This window comes from Curtobacterium sp. ME26 (assembly GCF_903970945.1).
In the GTDB taxonomy this organism is placed as follows: domain Bacteria; phylum Actinomycetota; class Actinomycetes; order Actinomycetales; family Microbacteriaceae; genus Curtobacterium; species Curtobacterium citri.
The window spans coordinates 1-20,187 of sequence record NZ_CAJCKG010000047.1 but is presented as its reverse complement, the minus strand read 5'-3'; the positions used below and the strand labels follow the sequence as shown (position 1 = coordinate 20,187).

Here is a 20,187-nt window from a genome sequence, read left to right as displayed (position 1 = left end):
GTCCGGTCCGTACACTCGTCTCGTGAGTGCCTACGGACCCCTGCTGAAGACCCCCGGCGTCGGTCGCGTCATCGCTGCGCAGCTCACCGCCCGGTTCCCGTTCGGCATGCTGTCGCTCGCGTACCTGCTGCACGTCGAGCACATCTTCGGCTCGTACGGCGCCGCCGGTCTCGTGCTCGCGACGACCAGCATCGGCCAGGCGATCGCCGGACCGCTCACCAGCCGGTGGATGGGCAGCTGGGGCATGCGCCCGGTGCTCGTCCTGACCAGCGCGGTCGCGCTCGTGAGCATGGGCGTCGTCGCGTTCGTGCTCATGCCGCTGTGGGCCTACGTGGTCGTCGGGTTCCTCGGCGGCCTCGCGGTGCCGCCCGTGCAGCCCGCGGTGCGCACCATCTACCCGAAGATGGTGACCTCGTCGCAGCTCACGCCCCTGTTCTCCCTCGACGCGAGCGCGCAGGAGCTCATCTGGGTGGCCGGGCCCGTCATCACGACGTTCGTCGCGACGCAGATCGGGACCGTGCAGGCGATCGTCGTCGCGATGGTGTTCCTGGTCGTGGGCGGCGTGTGGTTCATCGCCTCCCCCGAGCTCGGCCGCGTCCGCATCCCCCGGTCCAAGCGCGCGTTCGGCGTCGTCCTCCGGCGCCCCTCGGTCGTCGTGGCGACCCTGACCGGTCTGCTGCTCATCGGCGCGTGCTCCGCGGTCGAGGCGAGCGTCACGAGCGTCTTCGGCGAGGGCAGCCCGAACGCCGGCATCGTCCTCGCCGTGTTCGCGGTCGGGTCGCTCGCGGGCGGCCTCGCGCTCGGACACCGCCCGATCTCGCGCAACACCCTCTGGGCCCGCATGTCGATCGTCTTCGTCGGCCTCGCCCTGGCGGTCGGCGGCACCGACTTCTGGTGGCTCTGCCTGGCGCTCGTGATCGCCGGCGCCGGCATCGCGCCCGCCCTCGCGGTCATGTTCGGCTCGGTGTCGGCGACGGTGAAGTTCTCCGACACCGCCGAGGCCTACGGCTGGATGGGGACCGGGCAGCTCATCGGCGCGGCCGGCGGCTCCGCGGTGGCCGGGTTCCTCATCGACGCGAACGGCCCCACCGGCGGCATGACCGTCGGCGCCGTGATGGCCGCGGCCGGGGTGTTGCTCCCGCTGTTCACGAAGCGGTGGCTGCCGGACCTGCGCGGTCGCGACGCGAGCCCCCTGCCGGACACCGAGCCGGTCACGCTCCCGAGCTGACGCGGCACGCCGACGGGTCGGGCGCGCCTGGTCGAACCGGGCGTGCCTGGACGGACCGGGCGTACCTGGTGGAAACGGGCGTACCTGGCCGGATGATCCGACCAGGTACGCCCGGTTGCACCTGCCACAGCAGGCGTCATGGGAAGGAACGGGCGTCCCGCCCGTCGTCGGTCCGGGAGGCCGGCGTCCGGCGTCAGGCGCGCGTGGCGTAGAACGGCGTCCAGAGGTCGGCCATCGGCATGAAGGAGCCGAAGAAGTCCTTGCCGAAGCGCAGCGCGTAGTCCTGCGACGGGCGGTCGCCCTCGGTCGGGAAGCGGATCTCGAACGACCCGTCGGCGGCGACCGGCGCCTGCGTCTGGTAGCCCTTGCCCGCCGCCGCCTGGACGGCCTGCGGCTTGTTCTTCTGCGTGACGACGCCGCGCACCAGCACCTCGTCGCCCTGGATGACGCTCGTGGTGATCGTCACGTTGCGGTAGGCGATCGTCGGGCCGGTGTGCTCGGCCTGCGCGCCGGCGGCGGCGACGGTCGGCGCGGCCTCGTGGGCGGTCGCCGCGGTGGCCGGGGTGGCGGCCAGGAGCGAGGCGCCGAGCGCGAGGGCGACGCCGGCGGTCGTGGCGAGTCGGGCGGTCTTCTGCATGGGGGTACTCCTTCAGGGTGACGGCCCGCTCCGTCGGCGGGCCGGGACGATGATGGCGGGGAGCGACTGTGGGCATTTCGTATGTCATGTCTTCGAAGGAGGACGGTCCCAGCAGGTCCGGGCAGGATGGCGGGATGCTGCCCGTGATCACCCTCCGTGACGGCGCGACGATCCCCGCGGTCGGGTTCGGCGTCTACAAGGTCGACGACGCCGAGGCCGAGACGGCCGTCGGTCTCGCGCTCGATGCCGGGTACCGGCACGTCGACACCGCCGAGATGTACGGCAACGAGACGGGCGTCGGGAAGGCGATCCGTGCCTCCCGGCTGGACCGCGACGACGTCTTCGTCACCACCAAGGTGTGGAACGACCACCAGGGGCGCGACGCGACCCTGCGGGCGTTCGACGCCAGCCTGGGACGGCTGGGACTCGACGCGGTCGACCTCTACCTGATCCACTGGCCGGCGGCGGCGAACGACCGCTACGTCGAGACCTGGCGGACGCTCGTCGAACTGCGCGAACAGGGTCGGGCACGGAGCGTCGGCGTCTCGAACTTCCAGGTGCCGCACCTGCAGCGCGTGATCGACGAGACCGGCGAGGTGCCGGCCGTCAACCAGGTCGAGCGGCACCCGTGGCTGCCGCAGCGGGAGCTGATGGCGTTCCACGAGCAGCACGGCATCGTGACCGAGGCGTGGTCGCCGCTCGGGCGCGGGCGGCTCGTCGACGACCCGGTGCTCAGCGGCATCGCGGCGGCGCACGGGGTGAGCGTCGCGCAGGTCCTCGTGCGGTGGAACGTGCAGCAGGGGGTCGTGGTGCTGCCGAAGTCGGTCACGCCCGCGCGGATCCGGTCGAACCTCGACGTCGACGGCTTCGTGCTGACCGACGAGGACCTCGCGGCCATCGCGACGCTCGAGTCCGGCCAGCGGACGGGGTCGCACCCGGACGCCGTGTCCTGACGGGGCAGGACCGGCGTCGACCCGCCGGACCCTGACAGCGCGGGGCTGGCGCCGGTCAGCCCTTCCGGTCCTCCTCGGACTGCCACGGCAGGTGCAGGTCACCGGGCTCGGGCTCGACGTCACCGGCGTCGTCCGCACCACCGGTGCCCGGCGCAGCGACGACCCGCGACGGGTCGATCCCGTCCTGCTCGAGGTCCTCGTCACTGCGCTGCTGCGTCTGCGACGCGACGGTCTCCCGCTCACTCGACGGGCTGTAGGAGGTGTCGGCGGCCCGCTGCTCGGACTCGCTCACGCCGTCGCGGTCGTCGCCGTGCGCAGCGTCGCGCAGCGCGTCGTTGCGCGCGCGGTCGTCGGACGGCTCGGGGCCGCGGACGTCGGGGGTGTTGTCGCTCATGCCCCGCACAGTAGGCGTCGACCCTGGGGTACCGGTTCGGTCACGACGGCGCTGATCCGGTTCCCGCTCCGGTACGGTCGTCCCGACGAAGGGGGACGTTGATGGGTCGGACGAGGACGCGGGGCGCGACGGCCGTCGCACTGGTGGGTGCGAGCACGCTGCTGTTGGCGGGCTGCTCGCTGTTCGGCGACGACGCACCGTTGCCGGCGCCGACCGGGCATGCGGCACCGAGCGCCTCCGCGACGCCGGGGCCCGTCGACGGGTCGGCTGCCGCCGACGCCACCGCTCAGCCCGTCGCGGCGCCGCAGGCGGTCCCGACCGGAACGGTGGTCGCGGAGACCGACGCCGTGTCGAAGTCCGGCGACACCGCGGTCCACGTCAAGGTCGTCGCGAACGACCACGGCACCTTCGACGCGGAGCTCTCCGGCTACCGCACCACGCAGCCGCAGCCGATGTCGGTGGAGTTCCGGCGCACGGCGCAGTACGGGGACGGCTACGACGGCCGCGCCGTGAGCACGACGAGGTGGGGCGCGCAGGCGCAGCCCCCGGCCGTCGTCAGCCTGTCCGCAGCAGGGGCGGATCCGGACTGGCTGCGCACCGTCGTCCTCGTGCCCGACCAATCCGACGGTGACGACAGCGACCGCCCGTGGGCCCACAAGGTGCTCGCGATCGGCACGCTGTCGTGGTCGATCCCGGACCCGGAGCCGGATCTCCACGTCACGCTCGGCAAGGCTCGCCCGGGCGCCTACGGCTACGCGTTCGACGCCGCCGACGAGACCCTCCGCGGGACCACCGGCACGCCGGTCAGCTACCGCGTCAACCAGGGTGACGACCTGATCACGATCGCGAAGCGCTTCGGCGTCACCGTCGCCCAGTTGCGGTGGCTGAACCCGCAGATGGAGACGGAGGGCGACGACTGGGTGATCAAGGGGACCCTGCTCAACCTCGACCCCGCCACGCGCTGACACCGGGCGCGGGCGCTGTTCCGTTACGCTCGACGGGCAGTCCGCACCACCCAGGAGGTCCCACCGTGACGATCGTCGCAGCCGCAGACGGCTCCGCACTCGGCAACCCCGGCCCGGCCGGCTGGGCCTGGTACGTCGACGACGACCGGTGGGCAGCCGGCGGATGGCCGAAGGCGACGAACAACATCGGTGAGCTCACGGCCGTGCTGCAGCTGCTCCGCGCCACGAAGGACACCGGCGAGCCGCTGCACATCCTGTGCGACAGCCAGTACGCGATCAAGGCGTGCACCGAGTGGCTCGCCGGGTGGAAGCGGAAGGGCTGGCGCAAGGCCGACGGCAAGCCGGTGCTGAACGTCGAGATCATCAAGGAGCTCGACGCCGAGCTGCAGGGCCGCACGGTCACGTTCGAGTGGGTGCGCGGGCACGTCGGTCACGAGATGAACGAGGCGGCCGACGTCCGTGCCCGCGGCGCTGCGACGGCCTACCAGAACCGCACCGAGGTCCCGACGGGGCCGGGCTGGCCGGGCGTCGAGGTCACGGAGCCGTCGGCCCTCCCCGAAGCGACCCCGCCCGCGACGCTGTTCTGACGCGCGTCAGTACGTCCCGTCCCGCCGGTCCTGCCGCGTGATCTGCTCCCCCGACGCCGGGTCGACGCCCGACCGGGTGGTGGTCGTGGTCCGACGTCCGCCGAAACCGACGGCGAGACTGATGATGAGCAGCACGACCCCGGCCGCCATCAGGATGTAGCCGATCAGGCGCAGGTCGACGCCCGCCACCTGGAAGTCCAACGCGAACGCGACGATGGCGCCGATCACGATCAGGGCGATGCTCGAGCCGATGCGCATGGCAGGTCCTTCCGATGGTCCCGACCGCCGGGTGGCTCGGGATTCCCACCGAACCTACCGAGAGTTCAGCAGCGACGTTCCCACAGGGCGACGGTGCTTCGCAGGTGGTCGTACCGGTACGGCTTCGTCTCCCCGGTCGGCTCGTAGCCGAGGGCCCGCCAGAACGGCTCCGCCACGGCCGCGTTCGTCGCGACGATCCCGAGCCGCAGCCGGGTGACCGTCGAGGCCGAGCGCGCCAGGTCCACCACGGCGTCGTGCATCCGACGACCGAGCCCACGGCGGTGGGCACCGCCCCGCACGACGAGGAGGCCGACGAACGCGACGGCAGGGTCCGGGTACCCGACGAGCACGTCCGTGAACGCCACGAGCTCGCCCCCGTCCCACAGCCCGAGGCCGTGCTTGCCGGACGGGTCGAAGCCGTCGGGCACCGAGATGAGCGCGCTCAGCCCGTCGGACGGCCCCGGCGGGTACCCGGTGATGCGTTCCGCGTACGACGGCACACTCTCGAGCAGGCCCTGCAACGCCTCGACGTCGTCGGGACCCAGCAGACGGAGCGACAGCGCCACGATCAGTCCACGTCCACCTCGGACCAGCCGTCGAAGCGGCCGATCTCGGTCACCCGCACGACGGCCTCGCCGGTCTCGTCCGAGGCGTCGAGGTCGATCGTGGCCGAGAACCCGAATTCCTTGTCCCCTGACGGGTCGGCGAAGATCTGCCGCGCCCGCCAGGTACGCCCTGCGCCGTTCTCGTCGAGCACGAGGTACTGCATCGAGCGGGCGTCCCCGTCGGTGCCGATGGTGTCGTGCTCGTCGTAGTACTCCTCGAGCACCGCGTCCCACTCGTCCTGACCGAAGCCCGCCGCACCGTCGAGGGCAGCGAGTCCCGCGACGTCGTCCGCCGCGGCGAGCAGCACCCGCTGGAAGAGCGCGTTCCGCACGAGCACCCGGAACGCCCGCGGGTTCCCGGTGAGCCGGGCGGGCTGCGGCGGAGCGATCTCGTCGTGTTCCGCCGCGGCCTCCGCCACGTCGCCGTTGACCAGGGCCTCCCACTCGTCGACGAGCGACGAGTCGGTCTGCCGGACGACCTCGCCGAGCCACTCGATCAGGTCGTCGAGCTCGGGGGTCCGCTGTTCCTCGGAGATGGTCTGCCGCATGGTCCGGTACGCGTCGGACAGGTAGCGGAGCACGAGTCCCTCGGACCGGGTGAGCTGGTAGAACCGCACGAAGTCGCCGAAGGTCATCGCCCGCTCGTACACGTCGCGCACGACGGACTTCGGGGAGAGCCGGAAGTCGAGCACCCACGGCTGCTCGGCGGCGTACGCCTCGTAGGCGGCGGTCAGCAGCTCGTCCAGCGGCTTGGGCCACGTGACCTCCTCGAGCAGCTCCATCCGCTCCTCGTACTCGATGCCCTCCTGCTTCATCCGGGCGACGGCCTCGCCGCGCTCCTTGAACTGCTGCTGGGCGAGGATCGCCCGCGGGTCGTCGAGGGTCGCCTCGACGATGGACACCATGTCGAGCGCGTAGGTGGGCGACTCCGGGTCGAGCAACTCGAACGCGGCGAGCGCGAACGGCGACAGCGGCTGGTTGAGGGCGAAGTTGACCGGCAGGTCGACGGTCATGCGGTACTGCCCGTCGATCTTCTCGATCACCCGGGCGTTCACGAGCGTCCGTGCGATGGACAGCGCGCGTCGGGCCATGTCGAGCTGTCGCGCGCGCGGCTCGTGGTTGTCGAACACGAGCGAGCGCACCGACGCGAAGGAGTCGCCACCTCGTGCGACGACGGCGAGCACCATCGCGTGGGTGATCCGCATCCGCGACACCATCGGTTCGGGTTCCGCCGCGATGAGCCGGTCGAACGAGGCCGGCCCCCACGACACGAAGCCCTCGGGCGCCTTCTTCTTCTTGACCTTGTTCTTCTTCTTCGGGTCGTCCCCGGCCTTGGCGACGGCGCGGGCGTTCTCGATCTCGTGCTCGGGGGCCTCGGCGACGACGTCACCCTCGGTGTCGTACCCGGCACGGCCGGCGCGACCGGCGATCTGGTGGAACTCGCGCGCGGACAGCTGCCGCATGCGGGACCCGTCGAACTTCGTCAGCCCGGTGAGCAGCACGGCGCGGATCGGCACGTTGATCCCGACCCCGAGGGTGTCGGTGCCGCAGATCACGGGCAGCAGTCCCCGCTGCGCGAGCTGCTCGACGAGCCGCCGGTACTTCGGCAGCATCCCCGCGTGGTGCACGCCGATGCCGGCGCGGATGAGTCGCGAGAGGGTCTGCCCGAAGCCGGCGCTGAAGCGGAACCCGGCGATGGCGTCGGCGATCTCGTCGCGCCGCTCTCGCGATGCGACCTTGACCGACATGAGCGCCTGCGCCCGCTCGAGCGCCGCCGCCTGCGCGAAGTGCACGATGTAGACGGGCGCCTTGCCCTCCTCGAGCAGCCGTTCGACCGTCTCCTGCACGGGCGTGAGCACGTACTCGTACGACAGCGGCACGGGCCGCGAGACCCCGGTCACGCGAGCGGTCGGACGCCCGGTCCGGCGCGACAGGTCGTCGGCGATGGTGGTGACGTCACCGAGGGTGGCGGACATGAGCAGGAACTGCGCCCGCTCGAGCACGAGCAACGGCACCTGCCAGGCCCACCCGCGGTCGGCGTCGCCGTAGAAGTGGAACTCGTCCATGACGACGACGTCGACCTCGGCGTCCGGACCCTGCCGGAGCGCGGTGTTCGCGAGGATCTCGGCCGTGCAGCAGATGATCGGGGCGTCGGCGTTGACGCTCGAGTCGCCCGTCACCATGCCGACGTTCTGCGCGCCGAACAGGTCGACGAGCTGGAAGAACTTCTCGGACACGAGCGCCTTGATCGGTGCCGTGTAGTAGCTGCGCTTCCCCTCGGCCATCGCCGCGAAGTGCGCGCCGGCGGCGACGAGCGACTTGCCGGTACCGGTCGGGGTGCTGAGCACGACGTTCGCGCCCGACACGAGCTCGATGAGCGCTTCGTCCTGCGCCGGGTAGAGCGGTCGTCCGCCGGCCTCGGCCCAGTCGGCGAATGCCTGGTAGACCGCGTCGGGGTCGACGGCGCCGTCGACCGCCGCCGGCAGGGCGGCGACGAGTGGCGGGGCGGTGGTGACGTCGGTCATGAGTCCATCCTCCCAGGTGGGTGGTGACCGGGCGACGGACGGGAGGCACGGTGCGGCCCCGCCACGCGCCTCCCGGCCGACGCCCTGTCGCCTTTCAATGCATTCGCATACGATCGAGGCGTGCGCGAACTCGGCTTCCTCTCCTTCGTCCCCAACCACGGCGGCACCGCGGGTGCGGCCGCAGCGCTGGAGGACGGCCTCCGCCTCTTCGCGACGGCCGAGTCCCTCGGCTACGGCACCGGCTGGGTGCGCGGGCGCCACTTCGAGCCGTTCCTGACGAGCCCGATGACCTTCTTCGCCGCCGCGGCGCAGCGAACGAGCACCATCGGGTTCGGCACCGCCGTGCTCGGCATGCGCTACGAGGACCCGGTGCGCCTCGCCGAGGACGCCAGCACGGTCGACCTGCTCAGCGGCGGCCGGGTGCAGCTCGGCATCAGCACCGGCATCGCGGGGTACGGGCCGATCCTCGACCCGGTCTTCGGTGCGTCGGAGCGCAGCTTCCGCGACGAGGCCGAGGCCCGCGCGGCCCGTCTGCTCGAGGTCCTGCAGGGCGATCCGCTCGGCAGCGCCGGCAAGGGGTACGAGAGCATCCCGGCCGGCGCCGACCTCTCGCTGCAGCCCCTGTCGCCGGGCCTGCGCGACCGCGTGTGGTGGGGCGGCGGCAGCACGGGCACCGCGATCCGCACGGCCGAGAAGGGCCTGCTGCTGCACTGCTCGACGCTCAACACCGAGGACACCGGGGCGCCGTTCGCCGAGGCGCAGGCCGACCAGGTCCGGGCGTACCGCGAGCGCTTCGCCGAGCTGCACCCGTCCCGAACCCCGAAGGTGGCGGTCGGTCGGATCGTCGTCCCGCTGCTCGACGACCACGACCGACAGGTCCACGAGGAGTTCCTCACCGGCTACGCGAGCGGGATGGACGACGAGGGTCGCCCCCTGAGCGGTCCGCCGTTCCGCTTCAGCAAGGTCGTGTCCGGCGGCGTCGACGAGATCGTCGATGCCCTGTCCGCGGACCCGGCGGTGCAGGCGACCGACGAGCTCGTCATCACCCTGCCGGCGAACGGCGACGCGGCATCGCACGAGCGGATCCTGCGGATCGTCGCCGAGGAGATCGCTCCCCGCGTGGCCTGACGCCCGCTCCCCCGAGGGCACCCGGCCGGGGCACTGGTGTGGTGAGGACCCGGTCCCCGGCCGGATGGCCATCCCGTTCCTGATCCGCACGGGATGGTCGTTCCACTCTCCCACCGAGTGGAGGGTTTGTCACTATCGGGAACCGGACAAACGAGGATCATTCGGAGGGTCGCCAGCCGGCTCACGGAGTGGGCGGCGCCGGGCGGCGAGCTGCGCCGGGACGACGAATGCGCCCCCGCGCGGACGCGGGGACGCATTCGCCGGGACGACGAATGCGCCCCCGCGCGGACGCGGGGACGCATTCTGGACGCATCGGGACCGAAGGGGCTCCGCGACCGGATCAGGAGGCCACTTCGCGCGCACGACGATCCCTCGATGATGCGCGCGCCGACGGTAACCAGCCGTCAGGCGCAGATCAATGGTACTGAACGAAACCCTTCGTGCGCGGAAACCGGATCACTCCAGTTCGAGGGGAGTCGAACCGACGATGTCCGTCACCGACGCCCCGACGTGGAGCTCGAAGGTGCCGGGCTCGTACCGCCAGGCGCCCTCCCAGTGCGCGAACGCCCGTGCCGGCACCTCGATCGAGACCTCGGTCGACTCGCCGGCACCGAGCCGCACGGGCGCGAAGCCCACGAGCCACCGCACCGGCCGGTCCACCGCGGACTCGGCACGCGAGGCGTAGACCTGCACGACGTGCTTGCCGGCGCGGTCCCCCGTGTTCGCCACCGTCGCGGTCACGATCGCGGCGTCCCCCTCGGTCACGGTCGGCGAGGCCGAGACCCCGTCGATCGTCCAGGTGGTGTAGCCGAGGCCGTGGCCGAACGGGTACGCGGGCTCGGTGCCGGCGCGGAGCCAGGCCCGGTAGCCGACGTGCACGCCCTCGTCGTACGCGACCTTGCCGTCCACCGGGGTCACGTCGAGCACCGGGACGTCGGCCATCGTCGCCGGCCAGGTGGTGGGCAGGCGCCCGCCGGGCTCGGCTGCACCGGTCAGCACGTCGGCGAGGGCGTTGCCGTACTCCTGCCCGCCGAACCAGGTCAGCAGCACCGCGGCGACGTCGTCCCGCCACGGCATCTCGACCGGCGACCCGGAGTTGACCACCACGACGGTGTTCGGGTTCGCGGCGGCGACGGCGCGGACCAGGTCGTCCTGGTGCCCGGGCAGCGCGAGCGACGAGCGGTCGTACCCCTCGGACTCCACCTTGCTGTTCGTCCCGACCACTACGATCGCGACGTCCGCGCCGGTGGCGGTGGCCACGGCCGCGTCGATGAGCGTCGCCGGGTCCTCGTCGCTCGGCTCGGTGCCGAACTGGTACGCGAGCACCCCACCGAGCGCCTCGTCCTGCACGATGTCGTACTCGATGCGTATCGCGACCTGCTGGCCGGCCTCGACCGACACCGGCACCGAGCGCGCCGGCGGGTTGAGGAACGCGGCGCCGAGCTGGTCGCCCTCGTACGGCACCGTCTCGTCGAGCAGGAGCTCGCCGTCGATCCACAGGCGCGAGTGACCCGCGGCACCGATGCCGATGCGCACGGTGCCGGTGGTCTCGGCGGTGTACGTGGTGGTGATGTCGAGCCGGTCGGCCTCACGGGTCGGGGCATCGCCGCCGAACCAGAACAGCGCGGTGGCGCGACGGTCCTCGACGTACAGCTCCTCGCCGTCCTTGACGAAGGCGACCCGCGCGCCCGGCTCGCCGGTGGACGGGTTCGTGATGGCCGACAGCGGGAACTCCGCGATGCCCTCCTGCACCACCGCACCGATGGCGTAGTCGACGGTCGCACCCGGGAACGCGGCGCGGATGCCCTCGATCGGGGTGACCACGTGCTCCGGGACCACGGTCGCCGAACCGCCGCCCTGGGAGCGGGCCTGGTCGGCGTTGTGCCCGACGAGTGCGATCCGCGACACGGCGCCGGCGTCGATCGGCAGCGCCCCGGTGTTGCGGACGAGGACGGTGCCCTCGGCCTCGGCCTCGCGGACGAACGCGACGCCGTCCTCGACGTGCACGGGCTGCGCGGCGACCGGCTCGAAGCCCTCGAGCGCGCCGACGCGGGCCGCCAGCGTCAGGATGCGGCGCACCTTCCGGTCGATCGCGTCCACCGGGACCTCGCCCGACTCGACCGCCGCCAGCAGCGGGCCCTCGCTCCACCACGGGTTCGGCCCGGGCATGGCGACGTCCTGCGACGCCTTCGCCGAGTCGACCGAGCGCACGCCGGTCCAGTCCGACACGACGATGCCGTCGAAGCCCCACTCGGAGTTGAGCGGGGTCTCGAGCAGGTCGTTCTCCGACGCGGTGACGCCGTTGATCGCGTTGTACGACGACATGACCGCCCAGGCGTGCGCCTCGGTCACGGCCTTCTCGAACGCGAGCAGGTACAGCTCGCGGAGCGCACGGTCGGACACCTCGGTCGACGCGGTGAAGCGGTCGGTCTCGTAGTCGTTCGCGATGTAGTGCTTCGGGGTCGCGGCGACGCCGTTCTCCTGCACGCCCGCGACGTAGGACGCCGCGAGGTCGCCGGTGAGCACCGGGTCCTCGCTGAACGCCTCGAAGTGGCGGCCGCCGAGCGGCGAGCGGTGCAGGTTGATGGTCGGGCCGAGCACGACGTCGACGCCCTTCCGACGGGCCTCGACCGCGGCGGCGGCGCCGTAGCGCTTCGCGATCGCGCGGTCCCAACTGGCGGACAGGGCCGTCGCGGACGGCAGGTTGAGCGAGGGGTCGCGCTCGTCCCACACCTCGCCGCGGACACCCGACGGGCCGTCGGACATGAGGATGCGGCGCAGCCCGATCTTCTCGATGGGCCAGGTCGTCCAGAAGTCACGGCCGGTCAGCAGCTGGACCTTCTCCTCGGTCGTCAGCTGCGCGAGGAGCGCCTCGATGCGCTCGGTCAGCGGCGCGGCGGTCGGCCGGGAGGCGCGGGTGGTGTCGTCCACGGTGGTCACGATGGTCACGATGGTCGGTCCCTTCGTTGTGCGACGGGCGCCGGGGCATGACCTCCGCGCGCCATCGTCGGCGGCTGGCGTCAGCGTAGCAGGCAAAACCTATCGGAGGTAGGTTTCTTCGCCGACAGACAGGGCGGTACGCTCGCGCCATGACACGACGGGGTTCGTACGCGAAGGGCATCGCAAAACGCGAGGAGATCCTCACGGTGGCGCTCGACCTCGTCGCCCGCCAGGGCTTCCGGCGGACGAGCATCAAGGACATCGCCGACGCGGTCGGGCTGACCCAGGCGGGGCTGCTGCACTACTTCGACTCGAAGGACGACCTCTGGGTCGAGGTCCTCCGCCGCCGCGACGAGATCGACAACACGACGGAGTGGGACGCGGCGGACCCGGCGGAGCTCCTCGCCGCCATCGTGCGGCACAACGCCGAGGTCCCCGGCCTCGTGCAGATGTTCGTGAACCTGTCCGCCGCAGCCGCGACGGACTCGGAGCACCCCGCCCACGAGTACTTCCGGGAGCGCTACGCCAGCTCCCGCCGGAACCTCGCGGCGGACTTCCGGGTCATGCAGGAGGACGGCCGCCTGCGTCCCGACGTCGACGTCGAGCAGCTCACGAGCGTGCTCCTGGCGATCTCCGACGGCATGCAGATCCAGTGGCTCTACGACCCGTCCCGCGACATGGCCGAGCACGTCGAACTGGTGGCCCAGCTCGCCATCGCCCGCGCGTCGACGGCGACCGCGCCCTCCTGACACCCCGACGCGTCCGCCGGACAGGTACCACCAGTGCCTGGTCCCCTCGGAGCGTCGCGCGGCAGGATGGGACCCGGCCGACCAGGCCGTCCGACGACGATGTGGAGTGACGCGATGACGCGTGTTGTGGTGACCGGTGGCAGCGGCAAGCTCGGGCGGGCGGTCGTCCGCGACCTCGACGAGCACGGGTACGACGTGGTCCTGCTCGACCGCGTGCCGTCGCCGGACAAGCCGGAGCGGGTGCCCTTCGTGCGCGTGGACCTGAGCGACTACGGCCAGGTGCTCGGCTCACTCACCGGCATCGATGACCGCTACGACGCGATCGACGCCGTCGTGCACCTCGCCGCCGTGCCCGCCCCCGGCCAGGTGCCGGACGTGGCGCTCATCACGAACAACGTCACCGCATCGATCAACGTCTTCCACGCGGCCCGCATCGCGGGGATCAGGAACGTGGTCTGGGCGTCGAGCGAGACCCTGCTCGGCATCCCGATGGGCGAGCACCACCCGCCCTACCTGCCCGTCGACGAGGAGTTCCCCGTCCGCCCGCAGTCGTCGTACTCCCTCGGCAAGGCCGTCGAGGAGGAGATGGCCCGCCACTTCACGCGCTGGGACCCGGAGCTGAAGATGATCGGTCTCCGGTTCTCGAACGTCATGGACGAGACCGACTACCCGTCGTTCCCGTGGGACGCCTCCCCCGAAGCCAAGACGTTCAACCTGTGGTCGTACATCGACTCCCGCGACGGCGCCCAGGCCGTACGGAAGGCGCTCGAGGCCGACCTCACCGGGTTCGAGGCCTTCGTCATCGCGAGCCCGGACACCGTGATGGACACCCCGACGATCGAGCTCGTCGAGTGCTTCGTGCCGGACATCGAGCGGCGCACGGACATCGACGGCACGAGCTCGCTCCTGTCGTCCGACAAGGCCCGCGAGCTCCTGGGCTACGCCCCCGAGCACACGTGGCGGAACCACCGCGCCTGACCCCGACGCGCACCGCGGGTGCGGACGGGAGGCGCGGCTCGCCTCAGGACGTCGGTGCGAGCAGCAGGCCGTCCAGCACCAGGTCCCGCACCCGCGGCAGCAGGTCGGCCGTCAGCGCGTCCTCGTCGACCCCGGTGATCTGCGCGATCGCCCCGATGATCGCGGCGACCGAGAGCTCCCCGTCGCAGGCCCCGACGAACGCCGCGAGCGCCGTGTCCGCATCGACCCGTCGACCGAAGCCGCCGCCCTGCACCAGCGTCATCACCGTCGGGTCGTCGTTGCCGGGCCAGTAGTGGCGCTCCTCGGTGACGTCGCCGGCGACCCGCAGGTGTGCGGCGGCGAGCGCGGTGTCGTCGTGCGACGCGAGCCACTCGGCAGCGTCCAGCACCCGGGCGACCGTCGCGCCGAGCCCCGCGGGGTTGGACCCGAGCGCCTCGGGGACGCGCTCGACGCGACGGAGGCCGGCAGTCCCTCCCGTCCGTGCGCGCACCACGACGTAGCCGAAGCCGACCCCGGTCACGCGCCGCGTGGCGAAGTCGTCGAGCCAGGCGTCGACGAGCGTGTCGAACTCGGTCGTGCCCGGCTTCGTCCCGCCGTCCCGGATCCAGGTCTCGGCGTAGGCGGGCGGGTCCTCGCGCTCCCGCTCGACGACCCAGGTGTCCAGACCGTGCGCGTCGTCGAACCAGGAGCGCACCCGGTCGAGGCCGTCGACGCCCCAGTGGTACTCCCAGTTGCCGAGCAGCTGCGCCGTCCCGCCGGGCTCGAGGTGGTCGGCCAGTCCGCGGAGGACCGTCTCGACGAGTGCGTCCCCGACCATCCCGCCGTCGCGGTACTCGTACGCGGGCACGCCCTCGCGCCGCGGGGTGATGACGAAGGGCGGGTTCGACACGATCCGGTCGAACCGCTCCCCCGCCACCGGCTCGTACAGCGAACCGAGCCGGAACTCGACGCCGTCGATGCCGTTCAGCTGCGTGTTGAAGCGGGCGATGTCGAGGGCACGGCGGGAGATGTCGGTGGCGACGACCTCGTCCGCGAAGCGTCGGGCGTGCATGGCCTGGATGCCGCACCCGGTGCCGAGGTCCAGCACCCGGCGGACGGGCACGGGGACCTGCAGCCCGGACAGCGTGGTCGAGGCACCGCCGATGCCGAGCACGTGCTCCTCGCCGAGCGCGGTCCCGAGCGCGAGCTCCCCGAGGTCCGACACGATCCACCAGCTGCCGGCGCCGAGGTCGTCGACGAAGGCGTAGGGCCGCAGGTCGACCGTCGGGTGCACCAGGACGTGGTCGGCGTCGGGCAGGCCGGTGTCGTCGCGGTCCTCGTCGATCCGGAGCAGGCCGGCGGCGAGCACCGCGTCGAGCCCGGTGGACGGGAACGCCCGCTCGGCGTCGGCGCGGTCGACGGGCAGGCCGAGCACGAACAGCGTGGCGAGGGTCGTCAGCGGCGTGGTCTCCCGCGCGGCGAGTGCCCGGAGCGCGGCGACCCGCGAGCCGCGGTGCAGCGACGCGGCGGCCTCGGTGCCCCAGAGCCCGTCGATGCGTTCCACGGTGAAGCCGGCGGCGTCGAGGTCCGCGGCGAGCGCGGTCGTCACCGCCGGACCGGCGACGATCGTGGGCAGGGCGTGGGCGACGCTCACGCGGGGACCGCCTCGCGCATGATCGCGGCCGGCACCTGCCACGCCGCGACCAGGTCGAGGAGTCCGGGGAACCGCTGCTGCACGTCCTCGACACGCACGCGGCTCGAGCGGGTCAGCCCCTCCTGGTGCTGCTCGAGCAGGCCGGCCTCGCGCAGCACGCGGAAGTGGTGGGTGAGCGTGGACTTCGGGCGGTCGATGCCGACCCACCCGCAGCTCCGGACCCCGCCGGCGGCGTCCACCAGGTAGCGGTGCAGGATCGCGAGGCGGATCGGGTCGCTCAGCGCATCGAGCACGACGGGCAGGTCCAGCTCGGCGACGGCGGGTTGGGGCAGCCGTTCCGGGGCGTCGACGTTCGCGGGCATGCCCGAGACGGTAGCACCGTTCCGGTCATGTACGACTTGCGTCGTACTGCGGAACTGCTGTACGAATGCTCTCGTACAGCAGCTCGTCCGACGGGAAGGTGCCACCATGCAGTCAGCACGCGGAGTCGCGGGGTTCTGGATCCTCGCCGCCATGCTCTTCGTCGCGATGGCCTCGTCCTCGGTCCCGTCGCCGATCTACCCCGTCTACGCCGCCGAGTGGCAGCTGACCCCGCTCATGCTGACGGCGGTCTTCGCGATCTACGTCGCGGGGCTCCTCGTCACCATGCTCGTGGCCGGCCGGTTGTCGGACCACGTCGGCCGGAAGCCCGTCCTCGTCGCCGGGGGCCTGTTGCTCGTGGTCTCGCTCGTGCTCTTCACCGGAGCGGACGGGTTCGTCGCGCTCGTCGTCGACCGGATCGTGCAGGGGGTCGCCGTCGGACTGCTCATCGGTGCCCTCGGCGCGGCGCTCATCGACAACTCGCTCGAGCGCCACCCGTCGCTCGCGGGCGTACTGAACGGCGCCGTCCCGCCCTTCGCCCTGGCGACCGGCGCCGTGTCGAGCGGCGCGCTGGTCGAGTGGGGACCGGCACCGGAGCAGCTCGTCTACGTGCTCTTCGGCGCACTCCTCCTGCTGCTCGTCGCCGCGCTGTTCGTCGTGCCCGAGCGGGTCACCCGACGGCCCGGCGCGCTCCGTTCCCTGCGCCCGACGGTGTCCGTCCCACGGGCCTCGCGGGCCCTCTTCCGCGGAGTCGCCGGCGCACTCGTCGCCAGCTGGGCGCTCGGCGGCCTCTTCCTGTCGCTCGTCCCGTCGGCACTCGGTGCCGTGTTCGGCATCCACGACCACTTCGCGGCCGGTGCCCTGATCGCGGTCGTCACCGGGGTCGGTGGGCTCACCGGGCTCGCGATCCAGCGCCTCGACACGCGTCGGAGCCTGTTCCTCGGACTCGTCGCACTCATCGTCGGACCGGTCGTGACCGTGTCGTTCGTGTTCGCCCACTCGCTGCCCGGGCTCGTCGTCGGCAGCGCGATCGCCGGTGTCGGCTTCGGCGCCGGGTTCCAGGCGCCCCTGCGGATGCTGCTCGCCACGGCGGCGCCGACCCACCGCGCCGGACTGCTGTCGTCGGTCTACGTCGTCAGCTACCTGGCGTTCGGCGTCCCGGCCGTCGTTGCGGGGCTCGTCGAACCGGCGTTCGGCTTCGTGCCGGTGCTCGCCGGGTACGGCGCGTTCATCGTCCTCGCGGCGGCGATCGCGCTGGTGCTGCAGCTCGTCGCACGCGACGCTGCAGCGGTCGAGGAGCGCGCTGCCGAGGCGGTCGAGCGGACCGCGACCGGCTCCGTCCGGACCGTCGCGGAGTAGCGCTGCGCGAGGGTCAGTGCCCCGCTCGTGCCCGGTTGGGACGCTGAGCACGCACCCCGGTGCTGCGGTGCGCATCAGCGTGCGCGGCGTCCACGTCGGCCTTCCCGCGGTCGGCCGCCTTCCGCAGCCACTGCGGGCCGTGACGCTTCGCCCAGTCCCAGAAGCGGTGCAGCTGCGCGCGGAGCCACGTGATGATCCGGTGGAAGAAGTGGAACTCGCTCGCGAGGATCGTCAGCCCGATGAACACCACCAACCACCCGGGCCCGGGCAGCGGCACGAGGATCAGCCCGATGACCACGACGAGCCCACCGACGATGCCGACGAGCACCTTGTAGAACAGGTGCCAGCCCGGACGCGCGTGGACCCACGCACGCATGCGGCGGAACCAGCGGAAGCGCTGGGAGCGGTCGTCGCTCTCGGTTCCGGGGGCCTCGGTGTCGGCACGCACGACCGCGTCGGGTCGCTCGTGGGTGTCGTCCATGTCGGCACCGTAGGGCGCGCGGCTGGGAAACGGCGGCGCAACCGGTCCACGCCGCGTGAGCGGCGGGGCGGGCGCGTGCTGCGCCTCCCGTCCGCCCTTCCGCCGAGACGCCGCGGCCCCACCGAGACGGTCCTGGAAGCGGCGGCGTCTCACGCGCCGCGCGGCGTCCCACGCAGACGGGCCCGTTGTCGGCCGGGAGGCACGTCAGGCGTGGGCGACGCAGGTCGCCGCCCACGGGACGGCGGCCAGGCGGGCCTCGGGGATCGGCTCCCCGCCGACGGCGCACCGCCCGTAGGTACCAGCGTCGAGCCGCGCGAGCGCGGCGTCGACCTGCCGGACCCGGTCGCGGGCGGCGTCACGGACCGCGCCCAGCGACCCGCGTTCCCAGGCCAGCGTCGCGCCCTCCGGGTCGTGCTCGTCGTCGGAGTTGGCGTCCTGCCGCGCATCGCTCACGTCGCGCATGCTCCGCTCGACGTCGGCGAGCAGGCGCTCGTTGCGCTGCCGCTCCGTCGTCAGTGCGTCACGGGGATCGTCCACGGCGACGACGGTAGTCGCATCGGCCGAGCGGAATGGCGGCGCCGCAGCATGCGTTCGCATCGGCATGACGAAGATCGGGTTCCTGTCCTTCGGGCACTGGCGCGACGTGCCGGGCTCGCGTGTCCGCAGCGGCCGCGAGGCCCTCGTGCAGGCGATCGACCTCGCCGTCGCCGCCGAGGAGGCCGGGGTCGACGGCGCGTACTTCCGCGTGCACCACTTCGCACCGCAGCAGGCCGCTCCGTTCCCGCTGCTCTCGGCCATCGCCGCCCGCACCAGCCGGATCGAGATCGGCACCGGTGTGATCGACATGCGCTACGAGAACCCGCTGTACATGGCGGAGGAGGCGGCCGCGACCGACCTCATCTCCGGCGGCCGACTGCAGCTCGGTGTCTCGCGTGGGTCACCCGAGACCGCCCTCGCCGGGTACCAGCAGTTCGGGTACGTGCCCGAGGCGCACGACCAGAACGGCGGCGACATGGCGCGCTCGCACACGGACGTGTTCCGCCGCGCGATCGCCGGCGAGCCGATGGCGCACGCGAACCCGCAGATGACCGGCTCGGCCGGGTCGCTCGCGGTGTCCCCGCTCTCGGACACGCTCGGTGACCGGATCTGGTGGGGTGCCGGCACCCGCGCCACCGCCGAGTGGACGGCGGAGCAGGGCATGAACCTCATGTCGTCGACGCTCCTCACCGAGGACACCGGAGTGCCGTTCGACGAGCTGCAGGCCGAGCAGATCCAGCGCTTCCGGTCGACCTGGGCCGAGATGGGCTGGGCGCGCGAGCCCCGCGTCTCGGTCTCGCGCAGCATCATCCCGATCACGGACGACGAGTCGCGCCACTACTTCGGCGTGCGCGCGCAGGTTGAGGGGCAGGACCAGGTCGGGCACCTCGACGGTGGTCTCGCCCGCTTCGGACGGTCCTACATCGGGGAGCCGGAGCAGCTCGTGGCCGAGCTCGCCGCCGACGCCGCGGTGCGTGCCGCCGACACCGTGCTCGTCACGGTGCCGAACCAGCTCGGTGTCGACTTCAACGCCCGGCTGCTCGCGGCGACGAAGGCCGTGATGGACGAGGTGGACGCCGCGCCGGTTCCCGCCTGAGGCGTCCGACGGAGCAAGCGCCGGGGTGGACCGGCGTCCCCCTTGTTGCCGACACCCGCTGTGGGACTGTGGACGGGCCTCCCGTCCGCGTAGCGTCGTCGTGCACCATCCACCGCACCCTCCAGGAGCACCCCGTGACGCTGCCGGCAGCCGGCTGGTTCCCGGACCCGCAGGACACCCACCGCCTGCGGTGGTGGGACGGGCACGCCTGGGGAGGCGAGACGCGGGTCCTGCAGGAGCGGACCGAGCCCGTCGCCCCCGCGGTCGTCGCGCCGGCCGGGCCGTCGTTCTCGGTCGAGGGTGCCCCCGTGCACGCAGCGTCCTGGGCGTCCGGCAGCACCGTGCAGCGCGTCGGCGTCGCGGCCGTCGCCGCGGTGCTGCTCGCGGTCCTGTCCGTGGTCTGGAACCCGGAGGGCGTGGCGAGTGCAGCGACCCTGGTCGCCGCCGTCGTCGGCATCGTGCGCCCCGGGGCCACGGGTGGATGGCGGGTGCTCGCGCGGAGCGCTGCGGCGAGCGCCCTCGTGGTCGCGGTCGCGACGGCGGCGGTCGCTGCCTCGCTGCAGTTCCACCTGTTCTGACGCCGCCGGCGCCGAACGTCCGTCGCCCCGGCGCCCGTCGCCCGTCGTCCGTCGTCCGTCGTCCGTCGTCCGTCGTCCGCACAACGGGGAGCACCTCGCGCCACGCGATCACGTGGCGCGACCGCCCGGCAGGCCGGTGGGTCGGGAATGGGGGGTCAGCGTGGGGGCAAGGACGGAGGGCTCACGCAGCGCATGA

20 protein-coding genes are annotated in these 20,187 nt (G+C 72.5%); 10 read left to right on the top strand and 10 right to left on the bottom strand.

Features of this window, described 5'->3' with window-relative positions; all coding sequences use genetic code 11:
- Positions 1 to 22: 22 nt before the first annotated feature.
- Positions 23 to 1,228, top strand: coding sequence for an MFS transporter (locus H7A69_RS14435; RefSeq protein ID WP_069713515.1), 1,206 nt, complete (start codon positions 23 to 25; stop codon positions 1,226 to 1,228).
- Positions 1,229 to 1,421: 193 nt separating this feature from the next.
- On the opposite strand, the gene H7A69_RS14430 is transcribed toward H7A69_RS14435, so the two are convergent.
- Positions 1,422 to 1,865, bottom strand: coding sequence for a hypothetical protein (locus H7A69_RS14430; RefSeq protein WP_182047614.1), 444 nt, complete (start codon positions 1,863 to 1,865; stop codon positions 1,422 to 1,424).
- Positions 1,866 to 1,999: 134 nt separating this feature from the next.
- On the opposite strand from H7A69_RS14430, the gene H7A69_RS14425 reads away from it, so the two are divergent.
- The gene (locus H7A69_RS14425; RefSeq protein WP_182047613.1) at positions 2,000 to 2,818 is read left to right on the top strand and encodes an aldo/keto reductase; all 819 of its coding nucleotides are present in this window, start codon (positions 2,000 to 2,002) and stop codon (positions 2,816 to 2,818) included.
- A 55-nt stretch (positions 2,819 to 2,873) separates the two neighbouring features.
- On the opposite strand, the gene H7A69_RS14420 is transcribed toward H7A69_RS14425, so the two are convergent.
- A complete protein-coding gene (locus H7A69_RS14420) occupies positions 2,874 to 3,212 on the bottom strand; it encodes a hypothetical protein (protein ID WP_182047612.1) in 339 nt (112 codons plus the stop codon).
- A 101-nt stretch (positions 3,213 to 3,313) separates the two neighbouring features.
- Here H7A69_RS14420 and H7A69_RS14415 point away from each other — a divergent pair, with 101 nt between their 5' ends.
- The gene (locus tag H7A69_RS14415) at positions 3,314 to 4,177 is read left to right on the top strand and encodes a LysM peptidoglycan-binding domain-containing protein (protein WP_182047611.1); all 864 of its coding nucleotides are present in this window, start codon (positions 3,314 to 3,316) and stop codon (positions 4,175 to 4,177) included.
- A gap of 65 nt (positions 4,178 to 4,242) precedes the next feature.
- Positions 4,243 to 4,764 carry a ribonuclease H gene (locus H7A69_RS14410; protein ID WP_182047610.1) on the top strand — a complete coding sequence of 174 codons (522 nt, stop codon included), beginning with the start codon at positions 4,243 to 4,245 and terminating at the stop codon, positions 4,762 to 4,764.
- Positions 4,765 to 4,770: 6 nt separating this feature from the next.
- Here the strand turns inward: H7A69_RS14410 and H7A69_RS14405 are convergent, their stop codons facing one another.
- From H7A69_RS14405 to H7A69_RS14395, 3 genes are all read right to left on the bottom strand, one after another.
- Entirely contained in the window at positions 4,771 to 5,022 is a 252-nt protein-coding gene (locus H7A69_RS14405; protein ID WP_069713507.1) for a DUF6458 family protein, read from the bottom strand.
- Between the two features lie 65 nt (positions 5,023 to 5,087).
- On the bottom strand, positions 5,088 to 5,588 hold the full coding sequence (locus tag H7A69_RS14400; protein WP_182047609.1) for a GNAT family N-acetyltransferase: 501 nt from the start codon (positions 5,586 to 5,588) through the stop codon (positions 5,088 to 5,090).
- A gap of 2 nt (positions 5,589 to 5,590) precedes the next feature.
- Positions 5,591 to 8,152 (bottom strand): DEAD/DEAH box helicase, encoded by a 2,562-nt coding sequence (locus tag H7A69_RS14395; protein WP_182047608.1) that lies wholly within the window; start codon positions 8,150 to 8,152, stop codon positions 5,591 to 5,593.
- Between the two features lie 120 nt (positions 8,153 to 8,272).
- On the opposite strand from H7A69_RS14395, the gene H7A69_RS14390 reads away from it, so the two are divergent.
- On the top strand, positions 8,273 to 9,280 hold the full coding sequence (locus H7A69_RS14390) for an LLM class flavin-dependent oxidoreductase (protein ID WP_182047607.1): 1,008 nt from the start codon (positions 8,273 to 8,275) through the stop codon (positions 9,278 to 9,280).
- 456 nt (positions 9,281 to 9,736) lie between these two features.
- Here the strand turns inward: H7A69_RS14390 and H7A69_RS14385 are convergent, their stop codons facing one another.
- Positions 9,737 to 12,220, bottom strand: coding sequence for a glycoside hydrolase family 3 protein (locus H7A69_RS14385; protein ID WP_182047618.1), 2,484 nt, complete (start codon positions 12,218 to 12,220; stop codon positions 9,737 to 9,739).
- A gap of 149 nt (positions 12,221 to 12,369) precedes the next feature.
- On the opposite strand from H7A69_RS14385, the gene H7A69_RS14380 reads away from it, so the two are divergent.
- Complete coding sequence (locus H7A69_RS14380) at positions 12,370 to 12,969, top strand: TetR/AcrR family transcriptional regulator (RefSeq protein WP_182047606.1); 600 nt, start codon at positions 12,370 to 12,372, stop codon at positions 12,967 to 12,969.
- A 114-nt stretch (positions 12,970 to 13,083) separates the two neighbouring features.
- The gene (locus tag H7A69_RS14375) at positions 13,084 to 13,947 is read left to right on the top strand and encodes an NAD-dependent epimerase/dehydratase family protein (RefSeq protein WP_182047605.1); all 864 of its coding nucleotides are present in this window, start codon (positions 13,084 to 13,086) and stop codon (positions 13,945 to 13,947) included.
- A gap of 43 nt (positions 13,948 to 13,990) precedes the next feature.
- On the opposite strand, the gene H7A69_RS14370 is transcribed toward H7A69_RS14375, so the two are convergent.
- On the bottom strand, positions 13,991 to 15,580 hold the full coding sequence (locus H7A69_RS14370) for a methyltransferase (protein WP_259346247.1): 1,590 nt from the start codon (positions 15,578 to 15,580) through the stop codon (positions 13,991 to 13,993).
- Positions 15,577 to 15,942, bottom strand: a complete 366-nt coding sequence (locus tag H7A69_RS14365; RefSeq protein WP_069713503.1) for an ArsR/SmtB family transcription factor — start codon at positions 15,940 to 15,942, stop codon at positions 15,577 to 15,579. Before H7A69_RS14365 ends, H7A69_RS14370 begins: the two co-directional genes overlap by 4 nt.
- A gap of 106 nt (positions 15,943 to 16,048) precedes the next feature.
- Between H7A69_RS14365 and H7A69_RS14360 the strand changes: the two genes are divergently transcribed.
- Positions 16,049 to 17,299, top strand: coding sequence for an MFS transporter (locus H7A69_RS14360; RefSeq protein ID WP_182047604.1), 1,251 nt, complete (start codon positions 16,049 to 16,051; stop codon positions 17,297 to 17,299).
- Positions 17,300 to 17,312: 13 nt separating this feature from the next.
- Here H7A69_RS14360 and H7A69_RS14355 read toward each other — a convergent pair whose 3' ends face one another.
- Both H7A69_RS14355 and H7A69_RS14350 read right to left on the bottom strand, forming a co-directional pair.
- Positions 17,313 to 17,780, bottom strand: a complete 468-nt coding sequence (locus H7A69_RS14355) for a TIGR02611 family protein (RefSeq protein ID WP_259346246.1) — start codon at positions 17,778 to 17,780, stop codon at positions 17,313 to 17,315.
- Positions 17,781 to 17,984: 204 nt separating this feature from the next.
- Positions 17,985 to 18,317, bottom strand: a complete 333-nt coding sequence (locus tag H7A69_RS14350; protein WP_182047603.1) for a TraR/DksA family transcriptional regulator — start codon at positions 18,315 to 18,317, stop codon at positions 17,985 to 17,987.
- Positions 18,318 to 18,381: 64 nt separating this feature from the next.
- Here H7A69_RS14350 and H7A69_RS14345 point away from each other — a divergent pair, with 64 nt between their 5' ends.
- On the top strand, positions 18,382 to 19,413 hold the full coding sequence (locus H7A69_RS14345) for an LLM class flavin-dependent oxidoreductase (protein ID WP_259346245.1): 1,032 nt from the start codon (positions 18,382 to 18,384) through the stop codon (positions 19,411 to 19,413).
- Positions 19,414 to 19,547: 134 nt separating this feature from the next.
- Positions 19,548 to 19,991, top strand: a complete 444-nt coding sequence (locus H7A69_RS14340; protein ID WP_182047602.1) for a DUF2510 domain-containing protein — start codon at positions 19,548 to 19,550, stop codon at positions 19,989 to 19,991.
- Positions 19,992 to 20,187: the final 196 nt, after the last annotated feature.

Excerpts from the sequence above, each read along its gene's own strand:
- H7A69_RS14360 (WP_182047604.1), top strand. The coding sequence starts at position 16,049 with ATGCAGTCAGCACGCGGAGTCGCGGGGTTCTGGATCCTCGCCGCCATG.
- H7A69_RS14395 (WP_182047608.1), bottom strand. The coding sequence starts at position 8,152 with ATGACCGACGTCACCACCGCCCCGCCACTCGTCGCCGCCCTGCCGGCG.
- H7A69_RS14405 (WP_069713507.1), bottom strand. The coding sequence starts at position 5,022 with ATGCGCATCGGCTCGAGCATCGCCCTGATCGTGATCGGCGCCATCGTC.
- H7A69_RS14425 (WP_182047613.1), top strand. The coding sequence starts at position 2,000 with ATGCTGCCCGTGATCACCCTCCGTGACGGCGCGACGATCCCCGCGGTC.
- H7A69_RS14380 (WP_182047606.1), top strand. The coding sequence starts at position 12,370 with ATGACACGACGGGGTTCGTACGCGAAGGGCATCGCAAAACGCGAGGAG.
- H7A69_RS14415 (WP_182047611.1), top strand. The coding sequence starts at position 3,314 with ATGGGTCGGACGAGGACGCGGGGCGCGACGGCCGTCGCACTGGTGGGT.
- H7A69_RS14365 (WP_069713503.1), bottom strand. The coding sequence starts at position 15,942 with ATGCCCGCGAACGTCGACGCCCCGGAACGGCTGCCCCAACCCGCCGTC.
- H7A69_RS14345 (WP_259346245.1), top strand. The coding sequence starts at position 18,382 with ATGACGAAGATCGGGTTCCTGTCCTTCGGGCACTGGCGCGACGTGCCG.
- H7A69_RS14355 (WP_259346246.1), bottom strand. The coding sequence starts at position 17,780 with ATGGACGACACCCACGAGCGACCCGACGCGGTCGTGCGTGCCGACACC.
- H7A69_RS14375 (WP_182047605.1), top strand. The coding sequence starts at position 13,084 with ATGACGCGTGTTGTGGTGACCGGTGGCAGCGGCAAGCTCGGGCGGGCG.
- H7A69_RS14430 (WP_182047614.1), bottom strand. The coding sequence starts at position 1,865 with ATGCAGAAGACCGCCCGACTCGCCACGACCGCCGGCGTCGCCCTCGCG.
- H7A69_RS14420 (WP_182047612.1), bottom strand. The coding sequence starts at position 3,212 with ATGAGCGACAACACCCCCGACGTCCGCGGCCCCGAGCCGTCCGACGAC.